Source organism: Thaumasiovibrio clandestinus, assembly GCF_047250365.1.
In the GTDB taxonomy this organism is placed as follows: domain Bacteria; phylum Pseudomonadota; class Gammaproteobacteria; order Enterobacterales; family Vibrionaceae; genus Thaumasiovibrio.
Genome location: NZ_JBLBVL010000001.1, coordinates 152781 through 165285 on the forward strand (window position 1 = coordinate 152781; position 12505 = coordinate 165285).

Consider the following 12505-nt stretch of genomic DNA (forward strand, 5'->3'; position numbering starts at 1 on the left):
ACCGCCTACAAAAGCAACATCAAAAGTGCAAATATTGGTAATGAGCTGTCATCCATAAAGACTAACTGACTTTTTTCTAGCCCAATTCGTGTTTGATAGTCATTGCCATTTTCCACCACAATGCCTTGCTCAAGCCATGCTGGTAACTGTTCAAGTAGCAATACACCATATGTATCAACCAACTCTTTTTGAGCACTTATTTCTACCGCACCAGAAATCACATCTAGCGCAGCAAAAGGATTTTGCGACACCCTAGCAACACCTGCTGGTAGAGTAAAACGACCATCAATAGAGAAGTCTTTATCTTCAAATTTACCACCAAGATTAAAACCCCAAAGATCAATTCCCTGAGTGAAAAGCAGGTCTAATCCCAATGCCACATCATTTTCATCAATAAGACGTTGCTGATCATCCATGCCGTCGGCCAATCCAGCCAGCTGCTTTATTGCCTTATAGTCAAGACCTTGTAGATCAACATCAAGGGTAAGATCGCGCATCACAAGCATATCGTCGACTTCAACCCCTTGAAGCTTCCAACGGTTATTGTGACTAAATTTATATTCCTCTTGAAGGTCATTTAACAAGGAGAAGGTTAAATTATCGAAATGAACACGCTGATACGACGACTCATACGCCACTGATGCCACCGACACCGATTGTGTACCTAACCAGAACCCATCATCATACACGCCCTCAAAACTCACATTGAGATCTTTTAGCATGATACGCTCATCATCTGATGAGCTAATAGAAAACGCCGGCATCATTAACGACCAAGCTTCATTACCTTCAAGGCCGACACTGCCTTGAAGCGTCACCGTGTCGGAAGAAACGATGTCACCACTCTCTTCATAATTCAGTGCATTGAGAACGACTTCAATCTCTGTTTGGCCATTGAGTTGAGAGACGGTTTTGACATGCAACGGCTCTATTTGGCTACCCCAAATATTATCCACGACTAAGCGTTGGTTCTCATCCAACAACAAGACATTGTCGGTCGTAATCGATAATAAGCCATGTTGCACCTGAGAGTGCACCTGCCAACTGATCGGCAAACCATCCTCTAAAAGTGCCTCTGCCGCTGGACCAGTAAAAGTAAAGTTCGTATAGATGTCACTGGATAAGTAACCACGTTGATAATCATATGAATCCACCACGACATTGGCGTTTTCTTCAATCACGACATGGTCTTGATACAGTAGCTGCCCAATTTGACCTACAGCCAAAGGCCAACATGCGGCTAAGAGCACGGCACCGCCTGCAGCAAAATATCGTTTCATCATTATATTCCTTGTTTACTAATTCAGAGTAGTGTAACGGATAAAATTATTTTGTCCTAGTTATCAATCAGTAACATTTCTCTTCATTTCAAATAGACAAATCATCAAAGTTGCAAAGCGAATCAAATTCCAATCGCAAAAATTACCGTACACTTAACCTGTCATCATAAGGAGATGCTGTGAAACAATATGTGATTCTGTGTCTGACTGCAGATACATCATTAAGGCAAGCCCTTGCAGAAAACCTATCATTCTTAAACGATAACTTTGATGTCTGTTTTGCAGATAACTCAGATACCGCAAAAGGGCTTACGCACAATCTGCACCTCAAACAAAAAAAAGTGGCGCTCCTCCTGTGTGATGATCGTGACCAGCACACCATAGATTTTCTTATTTACCTGCAAAAAACCAGCCCAGGCCAAAGCTCTAGCACCATCCTTTTTACTCATAATGAACACTTTAATGGGTTGATTGATATTGTTAATGCTGGGCAGCTCAGCTTTTGTATGACACCTGGTTGGCAACCTCACCTGCTCCAGCAGGTTGTGATCAAAGAGTTAACTCAGTTCATTTTGAGTAAGCCACATAACGAATGGCTCACTTATGCGCCAGTGTTGGATAAACGTCAAATTAATAAAGCCTATCTAGAGCGGCAGATAACCCAGTTTCGTTCCGGGTTTAATACTGCCCCACATACGTTAAATGACGCTTTGCTGGCTGAACAAGTTATAGATGCACTCTATGAATTCTTTAACGACAATGATGAAACCCACGCTTGCCGCACCTATAGCAAAGGCCATGTATTGACACGAGAAGGTGAGCCCAATCATCACCTCTGGTTCATCACGAAAGGCGAAATCGCGCTGTATAAAGCCGATAAATCGGGCCAGCAACATGAGGTTATTCGCCATCAAAGTGGCAGCCTCATAGGAGGGATGTCCTTTGTGAGTGGTGATGCTTCTTTCTCCACCGGAATAACATTAAGCCAAACTCAAGTCATAAAACTCGACAGAACGCTATTCAACAAAGTGATGAATTCGCGCTCTGATTTACTGCCACTATTTACTAACCTGCTCCTTCGCCATTTTAATCGTCGAATTAAAAACGCTATTCGAACGGAGATGCGCCTTCAGCACACAATCAAAGAGCTTGAAGCAGCCTCATCGCAACTGATCGAAAAAGAAAAAATGGCGATGCTTGGTCAACTCGTCGCTGGTGTCGCCCATGAACTGAATAACCCCGTTGCCGCCATATTACGCAATAGTGAAACATTGCAAGAAACCATCTCCAGTGTTACCGACTCCCCTCTTGATCAAGTTAACCAGCAACGAGGAAACGACATTCTGCGCTATGCGATGACATCACGTCCAATATCCACTGCGGATATCCGGCAACGGGCAAAACAAATACAAACCGTGGCTGATGATAGAAATGTCGCCAAAAGAATCGTCAAAATGGGGCTCGACGAAGAGCCAAAATTGAGTGAATGGCTAATACCTCAGGGCAAACAGTTGCAAACCACATTGATTGAGTGGGAGCACTATTACCAAGTAGGCAGTTTCTTACGTTCAATCAGTGTCTGCGCAAAACGCATCGCTGACATGGTAAAGAGCCTTAAAAGTTATGCGCGACAAGATGAAGAAAACATTCAAACCACCGATATCCATGAAGGAATTGAAGACACACTGATCATTTTTGAGAATCGGCTTAAACACCACAAATTGATCAAAAATTATGCAGCATTACCGCTAGTTCGCTGCCGTCCCATTGCACTACAACAGGTTTGGACCAATGTGATTGCCAATGCACTAGATGCAATGCCTACACATGGTGAAATACGCGTAACAACGGCATTAGTGAGTAAAGATGGGCAATCGAATGTACAAATAGAGTTTGCAGATAACGGCGCTGGCATTGCCGCAGATGTTTTAAATAAAGTGTTTGAACTTAATTTCACAACCAAGCGAGAAGGTAACTTTGGGCTCGGGATTGGCTTATCTGTATGCCAACAAATTGTTCGTCAACACGGCGGAGGGATTACTATGCATTCAACCGTTGGCGAAGGCACCACTGTCACCATAACCCTACCCATATTAAAAGAAAGTGAGGAGAATAATCATGAATAAGTATCTTATTTTGTGTATCGACGATGAGCGAGAGGTACTTGACAGTGTGTTAAATGACCTCAGTGAATTTGAATCTCATTTTATTGTCGAGGCGTGTGAAAGCGTTGCTGAAGCACAGCAGGTTATCGACGAAGCGACAAAAGACGGCGTTACCTTAGCCTTGGCTTTGTGTGACCACATCATGCCAAACACCACTGGGGTAGAATTCCTTATCTCGTTGTCGCAACAAAAGGCAACCGCTAACTGCCGAAAACTATTATTAACTGGTCAAGCTGGATTAGATGAGACCATTGAGGCTGTTAATCATGCAAGCCTTGATTATTTCATTACCAAACCATGGCAAAAAGAGGCACTCTGCCACACGATCACCGAACAGCTTACCACCTTCGTGATAGAGACGGAAAAAGAGCTAATGCCTTGGATGTCAGTGCTAAATACTGAACGAATACTGAAAGCAATGAGTGACAACCGTTCCAGCTTTGGCGAATAGCACCGCCTTATTGTCTAAAATCTCATCAAGATTATTAACAACGATGATTATCTATTGTGATTTAGCACTGTTATCAATAAAATAACATCTTAATTTTGGGGAATTTACAGGTTCAACTATGCGTAAAACACTATTAGCAACGGGACTGTTGCTGGCAACATCAAGTGTAGCTACCCTCGCTCATGCACAAACAGCAATGAGCAACTTTAGCTATGACTATATGGAAGCTCGAATCGGCATTAGCCCTGTTACTTATGGTGCAGCTATTAGCAAATCAATCCACCCGAATGCACACTTTATCGCCAATATCGATTCTGAATTTGATCGTGACCTTGATTTGGGCGTTGGTGTTGGATTTCATGCACCAGTCAATAACTGGGCAGACGTTCACGGCGAGCTAAAAGCTCGCATGCATAAAGATCGCTCTACCAGCTCTTCTGGGGACTGGGGGATGGAAATCAATCTAGGTGTGCGCCAATGGCTAGGTCCACAACTAGAAGTTGGTGGACAAATCGGTCATGCAACCATTGGTGGTGAAGATGATACCTTTGGTATGGTGCATAGCCGTTTCCATGCCACTGAATTATTTTCATTGGGTGTAGAGGGCCGATTCAATTATGCTTATGGTGACCAAATACTGATCACCACCCGTTTCTTATTCTAGAATAAGCCGAACAAAAAAAGCCCATGGCTATGAATCGCCATGGGCTTTTTTTAACACCGCTTACTCCCACTCCCAATTTCGTCCATCGTGGGCAGGAGTGAAACGATAACCGCTGATATTCTTATGTTCAACGCCATGCATGAGCTTATGGAACTGCTTGCCCTCTAGGTGCACCAAGTTTTCATGATCTCCCGCTTCAACATAGACCTCTTCTTGCTCCCAAAGCGCATCATCAATAATCATATTAACTTGATAAGCTTGTCCCAATGAAGGAACCGCCCCTGGTTCACAATCTTGAAAGATAGTGGATAGCTCATGCTCTCCAATCAGATAATATTGTTTTCCAGTCATCTGGTTTATTTTATTGATCATGACCCTGCGATTAGAGGGCACAACCGCCATCAACAAATCATCATTTCGATCTTTTAACATCACCGCTTTTGCCACCTGTGATGTTGGAACATGGGCCGAAACAGCTGAACTATAGGATGTATCTGTATGCCGATGTTTTGTCAGGCTAAAATCAATATGATGACTATTCAAAAATTGCCCAACAGTCAATGCCATAGCCATTAGAACACCTCCACCTCTTATGAAATAACATTACATGAGTTTCAACGTTACTTCACAAGTATGGGTGACAATGGCATTTTTGGCGATATTGTCAGTAACAATATCAGCAAGCGCAAATAAAAAGCCCTGAACTATTCAGGGCTTTTTAATCGTTAAGTTATTGCTAGCAATGTCTAAATAAGCTCTTTCAACATCCAGACATCACAACCATTATGAATAGTTCCTTCTAATGGTTTATCTAATTGCTTAAAACCTAACGATTCATACAGCGCAATGGCAGATGTCATACTTTGTAACGTATCTAAATAGCATCGCTGATAACCGTTGCTTCTTGCATACGCTAGACACGCTTCGGTTAGCTCTCGGCCTATGCCTAAACCACGGCTTTCAGGTAACAAAAATAGCTTACGCAACTCACAAACTGTATGGCTGCCATTAAAGGCTGCAATACCGCTTCCACCAACAATATGTCCATCTACACATGCTACAAAGTAGCGACTGGCGTTTTCTTCGCCATAATGCCGACTCATTGCGCTAACTTCTGCATCTGAAGGACCATAGCCTTCACCTACTGCGCCGAACTCTTCCCCGACCTGTTTTATGATCTGACAGATCTGAGCATCATGTTGAGGTTGAATTTCTTTAATGCGATTGCGCACCCGAGTACTCTCCTTGATAACGATACCCATCGTCGGTCACTACGCTAGAATGCTACGGACTTTTTCTAGGTCTTCCGGCGTATCAACCCCTGCCGGTGGCACTTCGTGTGCGATATCGACATGGATTTTTTGACCATAATAAAGTACACGCAACTGCTCTAGTGCTTCTATTTGCTCCAGAGGCGACGGTTCCCAATTCACATACTGGTTAATGAAGCCCGCGCGATAACCGTAAATCCCAATATGGCGCTTCAATGGCTGAGAGGCTGCTGAGTTATTAGCAAACGCATCGCGATCCCAGGGAATCGTCGCTCGGCTAAAGTAGAGCGCAAAGCCATCTTTATCAGTCACCACTTTTACAGCATTTGGATTAAATACCTCTTCTTCATCTTCAATATGTACCGCTAAGGTCGCCATTGGAGCGGAAGGGTTATTAGCGAGGTTTTGTGCGACTTGCTCAATCACCACGGAAGGAATCAATGGCTCATCACCTTGTACATTGACAATGATCTCTTCACTGTCAAATTTGTACATTTCCATCACTTCAGCCAATCTCTCCGTGCCCGAGTTATGATCATTGCGAGTCAAACAGACCTCGCCACCGAAAGCGGTAACAACATCCACAATTCGTGCGTCATCCGTTGCCACAATGACACGAGCCGCACCCGTACATCGCGCTTGCTCATATACCCATTGAATCATCGGTTTTCCGGCAATATCAGCTAGCGGCTTGCCAGGAAGGCGGCTAGATTGATAACGAGCTGGAATAACAATTACAAATGACATTGCTTATCACCTTCATCAACCGATACAAGTCGAGCCTCGGTCTCCAATAAAACGGGAATACCATCCCGGATTGGATAAGCGAGACGGTCAAATTTGCATATTAGCTCGTTGTTATTTTTATCAAAATTAAGCTTACCGTGACACAGTGGACAAGCCACAATTTCAAGTAGTCTGTGATCCATAATGTTCCTTGTACTGACTTAATCGACTCAATAGAATCTCATACATTTCAATATCAATTTCCGCATCTACTGGCAAATACCACCAATTAGATTGTGAAAACTGACGACACTTAACTGCATCTTTTTCTGTCATCAAGAGTGTCTGCTCTGGCGTTACAAGAGAAGCAATCTGAGAGAATTGATAACTCTGATGATCCGCAAAGCTCACCGTTTTACCGAGAGAAATACCCATTGTTGTCAACGTATTAAAGAAGCGAGGCGGATGACCAATGCCTGCCATAGCGACCGCATCACAAACACCAGTAAAGTGTTCTGCTGTCACGCGTTCACCCGTCTTTAAATTGACAAAATGACTCGGCTTTAGCGTCATCGCCCATTCGCCTGCCCGTGGCTCTCCGCCATTGCAAATCAAGATATCCACTTCGTTAAGACGAGAGAGCCCTTCCCGTAAAGGCCCTAACGGCAAATATTGCGCATTCCCAAAACGGCGCTGTCCATCAATTACGACACACTCAATGTCACGTTCCAACGCATAGTGCTGCAAACCATCATCGGTGATAATGACGTCAATATCGCTATCCAGCAGAGCTTGTACTGCCTCGCTACGCTTTGGCGCCACCACAACGGGCACTCCCGTGCGCTGATGAATTAATAGGGGTTCATCCCCCACTTCAGCGGGGGTAGCATCTGACGTTACAGGGTACGGATAATAAGGGGCTTTCGCTCCATACCCCCGAGAGACAACACCTGGTTTCCACCCTTGTGTTTGTAACCACTCCACCATCCCAATGACAACAGGCGTTTTGCCATTACCTCCAGCGGTGATATTTCCAACCACAACAATAGGTACAGGTGCACGAAACGTTGCATTTTTTCCTGAAGAATACCCAGCTCGCCTTGTCTCTGATATTTTCTTAAACAAGCAACTGAATGGCCACAGCAATGGCCATAACAGGTAATGATACCAACGTGGCGTATACCACAGTTTTTCTATCATGCACTCTCACCAAACTGGATATGGTGCAACTGAGCATAAGCCCCTTGTTTATCAAGTAACTCTCGATGCGTGCCGCGTTCGATAATCTCGCCTTCATCAACCACAAGGATTTGATCTGCCCCTTCGATAGTGGATAAACGGTGCGCAATGACAATTGCCGTTCTATCACGCTGTAACTCATCGAGTGCGCCTTGGATGGCACGCTCAGACTCGGTATCTAATGCCGAGGTTGCTTCATCCAATATCAAAACAGGCGCATCACGCAATAACGCACGAGCAATAGCTAATCGCTGGCGCTGTCCACCAGACAGGCTAACTCCATTCTCACCAATAACAGTATCGAAGCCTTGGTCCATATTATTAATAAATTCAGTAGCATGTGCTAAGTCCGCAGCACGCTTAATGTCTTCAATACTGTATTTGCCTTCACTCGCATAGGCGATATTGTTGGCAATTGTGTCATTAAATAGGTGAACATTTTGCGACACGATCGCTACTTGGGAGCGAAGATTAGCCAACGTATATTCGGTTAGTTTATGACCATCAAGTTTAATGCTACCCGCGCCTATATCATAAAAGCGGGTCATTAAATTCGCGATCGTACTCTTACCTGAACCACTACGTCCCACTAGGGCTATGGTCTTGCCTGCAGGAATAGTTAAACTGACATTGCGTAGTGCTGGTGTGTCTTTGGTTGGATAGGTAAACGTAACATTATCAACAACGATTTCACCGGCAGTGCGGGGGGTTTCGTAAGTGCCCGTATCATTTTCTGTTTCTAATGCCATCAAACCAAATAGCGTATTACACGCTGCCATACCACGTTGAAATTGCGAAGTAACATTCGTAAGACCACGAAGTGGGCGCATTAAGCCGAACATCGCACCAAATACCAAAGCAAATGTCCCCGCCGATAAACCAGAGCGGATAGATTCCGTGTTCGCCATAATCAAGATAACCACCATCGCTGAAGAAGCAATGATCTGAATAATTGGGTTAGCGGCAGACTGTGCCGTCGCCAACTTCATGCTCTGTTGGCGCATACGGTTACTAACGTCTTCAAAGCGCTGTTTTTCAACCTTTTGACCACCGTAACTCAGTACAACCTTATGCCCTTTCAGCATCTGTTCCGCGCTACTGGTCACGTGTCCCATTGCATCTTGCATATTTTTAGACACTTTACGAAAACGCTTTGAAACAATACGGATAGCAACAGCAACAACAGGCGCAACTAGAATCATAATCAGTGACAATTGCCAGCTGTGATAAAACATTAGTGCCATCAAGCCAATGATGGACGCACCTTCACGTACGATATTTACCAGCGCTCCACTGGTTGAAGAAGCAACCTGCTCCGAATCATAGGTAATACGAGAGAGCAGTGCACCTGAGGATTCTTTGTCGAAATAACTCACTGGCATGTGCATAAAATGATTAAACAGGCGACGACGTATTTTCATCACAACGTGACCAGACACCCAGCTCATGCAATAGCTAGAAACAAAACTCCCTATCCCACGCATTAACATCAAACCAATGAGATAAACAGGCATCATGGCAAGGAAATTGGACTCATAATTTTCAAAGCCAAAGCCTTCATCCATTAGTGGCTTAATCATAGAGATCAGCAAAGTATCAGCTAATGCAGCCAAGATAAGCGCAATAACCGCCACCACCAATCCCTTTTTAAATTCACTAATATATGGCCATAGCTGTTTGAACGTTTGCCATGTTGATACATCTGTTTTTTCTGTCATAACAGTTTTCTACTTAAAGACGATATTCCAACCATTCTACTTACTTACTCCCTTCGCAACAAATAACTTACGATACCAATAGTTCTGGATGCTGCTTCTTTGTCCAATCCAGTTGATCTGATCTCTATCAAATTCAAGATGCACTTGACCATGCTCATGCGTAGAGAGCCAATGCGCTTTTGCGTGTTCATAACGCTGTTTCACCCTTTGTGATGGCAGGCGCCACGGGTTATACCGTGCCACAGACACTAAAGCATATTGCGGTTTAACCATAGCAATAAACTTCTCTGTTGAAGAGCTTTTACTGCCATGGTGTGGCACGGTTATTACATGATGCGCCCAATCTCTCTCCTCTTGAAGCATTAATAGTTCACCCACACTGTCAATATCGCCAGTCAGCAACACACGGTGATAACCATCTGATACGCTAACCACACATGAATCACCATTTTTAGCACGTTCAACAAGCTGTTTTGGCCATACCACCTTAAACGTCAATGCATTCCACTGCCACTGTTCACCGCTTATGCAAGGTAAAAAACCCTTACGTTCATCGCTACTGCGCAACCATTCGGGGCGCCACGCCTCAACCAAAGATGTCCAACTTCCGGCATGATCATTGTCAGCATGGCTAAGTATTATCCCTTTAATACGTTTAACTTGTTGATATTTTAACACTGGGGTAATCACACTATCGGCGATACTCCCGCTACGCCATGCCCATCCGGTATCGTACAATACCACATCATTGCCCTGCTTAATGATCACCGCCAAACCATGCCCAACATCCAAGACATCCAGCGACCACCCTTTTTCTTGTGAAGAGGTAGACAAGGCAGCGATCATCAATAACAACGCAATTACTGGAAGCATGCGCCGCCAAAGAAAGAATGCACTCAACAGCATGCCTATCCCTGCCACAAAGAGCAGCATAGTATTTGAAGAAAACGCCGCCATTGCATCAGGAACAAGTGCCATTCCCTTCACAATAGGCGCTATTAGCCTATCGGTGGCATGCCAGCAAATAGCGGCCACACTGCTCACTCCTAGGAAAGTAAAGATTAGTGCGACCATCAAGACAGGAATAACCAAAAAGCTACACCAGGGTATAGCCAAAAGATTCAGCGCAGGAGAAAGTAATGAAGTGCCAGAAAAAAATAGTTGCTGTAAAGGCAACATTAAAAGACTTAAACCTAGCTGTACCATCACAAGCTGTTTCAATCGACCATGTTGACGAAACGGCTCAACTCCCCTCCCAATGATGATCAGCATTAGTACTGCGCCAAACGATAACCAAAACGCATTTCCGAAGGAAGAAAAAGGCATCACGACCAAACATAGAAACAACGCATACAGCCATATACTCCAAGGAGGTTGGCGTCGGGATGAAACCAGCCAATAAGCGGCAAGCGTACTCATCAGTAAAGCCCGTTGGGCAGATATACCCCAACCGGATAGCCAACAATAAAGCGTCGCAGTGATAACGCCGCAACAAAGTGGCCAATATGCCTTAAAATGCTTTTCACTGAGTAGCGATAAACAGACTCGCCCTCCCCCCCAGCCCAACATAAAAGTGATGCCAATATGTAACCCTGAGATCGCTAATAAGTGAGAAAGCCCGCTATTGGCCAACTGCTGCCAATCTTGCTGTGTTAATAGCCCACGATAACCAAATGAGAGTGCCAACAGATAACGCTGCATTGGTAGGTGTGCTGTCGCTGCCGCCATGCGATTAAATAACTGCTGACGCCAAGATACTTTCTCGTCCAAAAGCACCTCACTAATAACGCGAGCAGTGCCAACCAACCCATGTAGCAATGCACTCTTTTCAGCATCGTATCCGCGCTGATTAACCCTGCCATTCGGCGGCCGATATTTAATATGCCAACGCAGTATTTGACCCGCTTGTGGAATGCCGCCTGCGAACGAAGACGGGTAGTAGAGTTTAATTTTAGGCCGCTTTGTAACAGGGATCGCTTTTCTGTCAATTTCCGTTACATTTACCACAATAGATTTATCAGAAAATGGGTCAAAAGTGAGCGAGTTTACACGACCTACTATGGTAATATCCCTGCCTTGTTGGGCAACTAAACTCAGCGTGCTCTGATAATGCCATGCATGAAGGTGCGCGCAATAAATGCCGACAGTGATCCCGCAAATAATCCATACTAAGGGGACATTTTTGCGTGACAAGACTTTAATTATCACTACACTGCCTGAAAGCATGATTAATTCAGGCAATGATAGCAACCTTGGCCACCACTGTAACGATGCCATCACAACAGAAAATGCCAGTAAAAATAGTTTCATTGCGTTAATCCAGAGCGACTATGCCAAGAAAATTTATAAAACGTATTACTCCCAGTCACGAGCATATAAAAAAGCAAAAAGCACTCAATGTGTTCGGGACTCTACTCCATAATCCAAATCTATGGTGTATGAATCGTCGCTCCGCATCTGGCGCATTTGCTGTTGGCTTGTTTATGACATTTGTCCCACTACCCAGTCAGATGATTATGGCTGCGGGCTTGGCGATCCTCTTTAGTGTCAACCTTCCTCTTGCTGTGACCCTCGTCTGGATATCTAACCCCATCACTATGCCCATCATGTTTTATGCCGCCTATAAAGTCGGTGCTTGGGTACTTAATACGCCACCGCAAGACTTCCATTTAGAGTTGTCGTGGCACCATATAAGCCACCAATTGAGCATTCTTGGTCCTCCTTTTTTAATTGGTTGCTTAATCTGTGCATGCCTGTTTGCACTATTTGGTTATCTTTCTATTCAAGGGCTGTGGCGATACTCGGTTGTGCGCAGCTGGAAAAAGAGACAGCACAGAAGAATCCACCTTCATATCGATACCGAAAAACTGAAGCGTGTTATCCCTGGACATAAAAAAGATTAAAAAAATGCCCTCCTGATCATCAGGAGGGCATTTTTCGCTAATGAAGCGTTAACGCCTAGCTTAATAGTGAAATTTCACTGGTTTTATC

The 12505-nt window shown here is 44.3% G+C and carries 12 protein-coding genes; 4 read left to right on the top strand and 8 right to left on the bottom strand.

Going from position 1 to position 12505, the window contains the following annotated elements:
* Positions 1-5 precede the first annotated feature (5 nt).
* Positions 6-1283 (bottom strand): DUF945 family protein, encoded by a 1278-nt coding sequence (locus tag ACKLNH_RS00745; RefSeq protein WP_413110329.1) that lies wholly within the window; start codon positions 1281-1283, stop codon positions 6-8.
* A 176-nt stretch (positions 1284-1459) separates the two neighbouring features.
* Between ACKLNH_RS00745 and ACKLNH_RS00750 the strand changes: the two genes are divergently transcribed.
* The 3 genes from ACKLNH_RS00750 (at position 1460) to ACKLNH_RS00760 (ending at position 4560) form a co-directional block, all read left to right on the top strand.
* Entirely contained in the window at positions 1460-3406 is a 1947-nt protein-coding gene (locus ACKLNH_RS00750; RefSeq protein ID WP_413110330.1) for an ATP-binding protein, read from the top strand.
* Positions 3399-3896 (top strand): response regulator, encoded by a 498-nt coding sequence (locus ACKLNH_RS00755; protein WP_413110331.1) that lies wholly within the window; start codon positions 3399-3401, stop codon positions 3894-3896. Before ACKLNH_RS00750 ends, ACKLNH_RS00755 begins: the two co-directional genes overlap by 8 nt.
* A gap of 118 nt (positions 3897-4014) precedes the next feature.
* On the top strand, positions 4015-4560 hold the full coding sequence (locus ACKLNH_RS00760) for a hypothetical protein (protein ID WP_413110332.1): 546 nt from the start codon (positions 4015-4017) through the stop codon (positions 4558-4560).
* A gap of 60 nt (positions 4561-4620) precedes the next feature.
* On the opposite strand, the gene ACKLNH_RS00765 is transcribed toward ACKLNH_RS00760, so the two are convergent.
* From ACKLNH_RS00765 to ACKLNH_RS00795, 7 genes are all read right to left on the bottom strand, one after another.
* Positions 4621-5133 carry an aminoacyl-tRNA deacylase gene (locus ACKLNH_RS00765; protein ID WP_413110333.1) on the bottom strand — a complete coding sequence of 171 codons (513 nt, stop codon included), beginning with the start codon at positions 5131-5133 and terminating at the stop codon, positions 4621-4623.
* Positions 5134-5306: 173 nt separating this feature from the next.
* The gene (locus tag ACKLNH_RS00770) at positions 5307-5792 is read right to left on the bottom strand and encodes a GNAT family N-acetyltransferase (RefSeq protein WP_413110334.1); all 486 of its coding nucleotides are present in this window, start codon (positions 5790-5792) and stop codon (positions 5307-5309) included.
* 39 nt (positions 5793-5831) lie between these two features.
* Positions 5832-6578, bottom strand: coding sequence for a 3-deoxy-manno-octulosonate cytidylyltransferase (gene kdsB / locus ACKLNH_RS00775; protein ID WP_413110335.1), 747 nt, complete (start codon positions 6576-6578; stop codon positions 5832-5834).
* The gene (locus ACKLNH_RS00780; RefSeq protein ID WP_413110336.1) at positions 6566-6760 is read right to left on the bottom strand and encodes a Trm112 family protein; all 195 of its coding nucleotides are present in this window, start codon (positions 6758-6760) and stop codon (positions 6566-6568) included. The genes kdsB and ACKLNH_RS00780 overlap by 13 nt, the downstream gene beginning before the upstream one ends.
* Positions 6741-7757 (bottom strand): tetraacyldisaccharide 4'-kinase, encoded by a 1017-nt coding sequence (gene lpxK / locus ACKLNH_RS00785; protein WP_413110337.1) that lies wholly within the window; start codon positions 7755-7757, stop codon positions 6741-6743. Before lpxK ends, ACKLNH_RS00780 begins: the two co-directional genes overlap by 20 nt.
* Positions 7754-9514, bottom strand: coding sequence for a lipid A ABC transporter ATP-binding protein/permease MsbA (msbA, locus tag ACKLNH_RS00790; protein ID WP_413110338.1), 1761 nt, complete (start codon positions 9512-9514; stop codon positions 7754-7756). Before msbA ends, lpxK begins: the two co-directional genes overlap by 4 nt.
* A gap of 36 nt (positions 9515-9550) precedes the next feature.
* A complete protein-coding gene (locus tag ACKLNH_RS00795; RefSeq protein ID WP_413110339.1) occupies positions 9551-11824 on the bottom strand; it encodes a DNA internalization-related competence protein ComEC/Rec2 in 2274 nt (757 codons plus the stop codon).
* A gap of 20 nt (positions 11825-11844) precedes the next feature.
* Between ACKLNH_RS00795 and ACKLNH_RS00800 the strand changes: the two genes are divergently transcribed.
* The gene (locus tag ACKLNH_RS00800; protein WP_413110340.1) at positions 11845-12417 is read left to right on the top strand and encodes a DUF2062 domain-containing protein; all 573 of its coding nucleotides are present in this window, start codon (positions 11845-11847) and stop codon (positions 12415-12417) included.
* The last annotated feature ends 88 nt before the right edge of the window (positions 12418-12505 follow it).

Bases quoted from the DNA above. Each gene is read 5' to 3' on its own strand.
- ACKLNH_RS00745 (WP_413110329.1), bottom strand. From the start codon at position 1,283: ATGATGAAACGATATTTTGCTGCAGGCGGTGCCGTGCTCTTAGCCGCA.
- ACKLNH_RS00755 (WP_413110331.1), top strand. From the start codon at position 3,399: ATGAATAAGTATCTTATTTTGTGTATCGACGATGAGCGAGAGGTACTT.
- ACKLNH_RS00760 (WP_413110332.1), top strand. From the start codon at position 4,015: ATGCGTAAAACACTATTAGCAACGGGACTGTTGCTGGCAACATCAAGT.
- ACKLNH_RS00765 (WP_413110333.1), bottom strand. From the start codon at position 5,133: ATGGCTATGGCATTGACTGTTGGGCAATTTTTGAATAGTCATCATATT.
- kdsB (WP_413110335.1), bottom strand. From the start codon at position 6,578: ATGTCATTTGTAATTGTTATTCCAGCTCGTTATCAATCTAGCCGCCTT.
- ACKLNH_RS00780 (WP_413110336.1), bottom strand. From the start codon at position 6,760: ATGGATCACAGACTACTTGAAATTGTGGCTTGTCCACTGTGTCACGGT.
- lpxK (WP_413110337.1), bottom strand. From the start codon at position 7,757: ATGATAGAAAAACTGTGGTATACGCCACGTTGGTATCATTACCTGTTA.
- msbA (WP_413110338.1), bottom strand. From the start codon at position 9,514: ATGACAGAAAAAACAGATGTATCAACATGGCAAACGTTCAAACAGCTA.
- ACKLNH_RS00795 (WP_413110339.1), bottom strand. From the start codon at position 11,824: ATGAAACTATTTTTACTGGCATTTTCTGTTGTGATGGCATCGTTACAG.
- ACKLNH_RS00800 (WP_413110340.1), top strand. From the start codon at position 11,845: ATGCCAAGAAAATTTATAAAACGTATTACTCCCAGTCACGAGCATATA.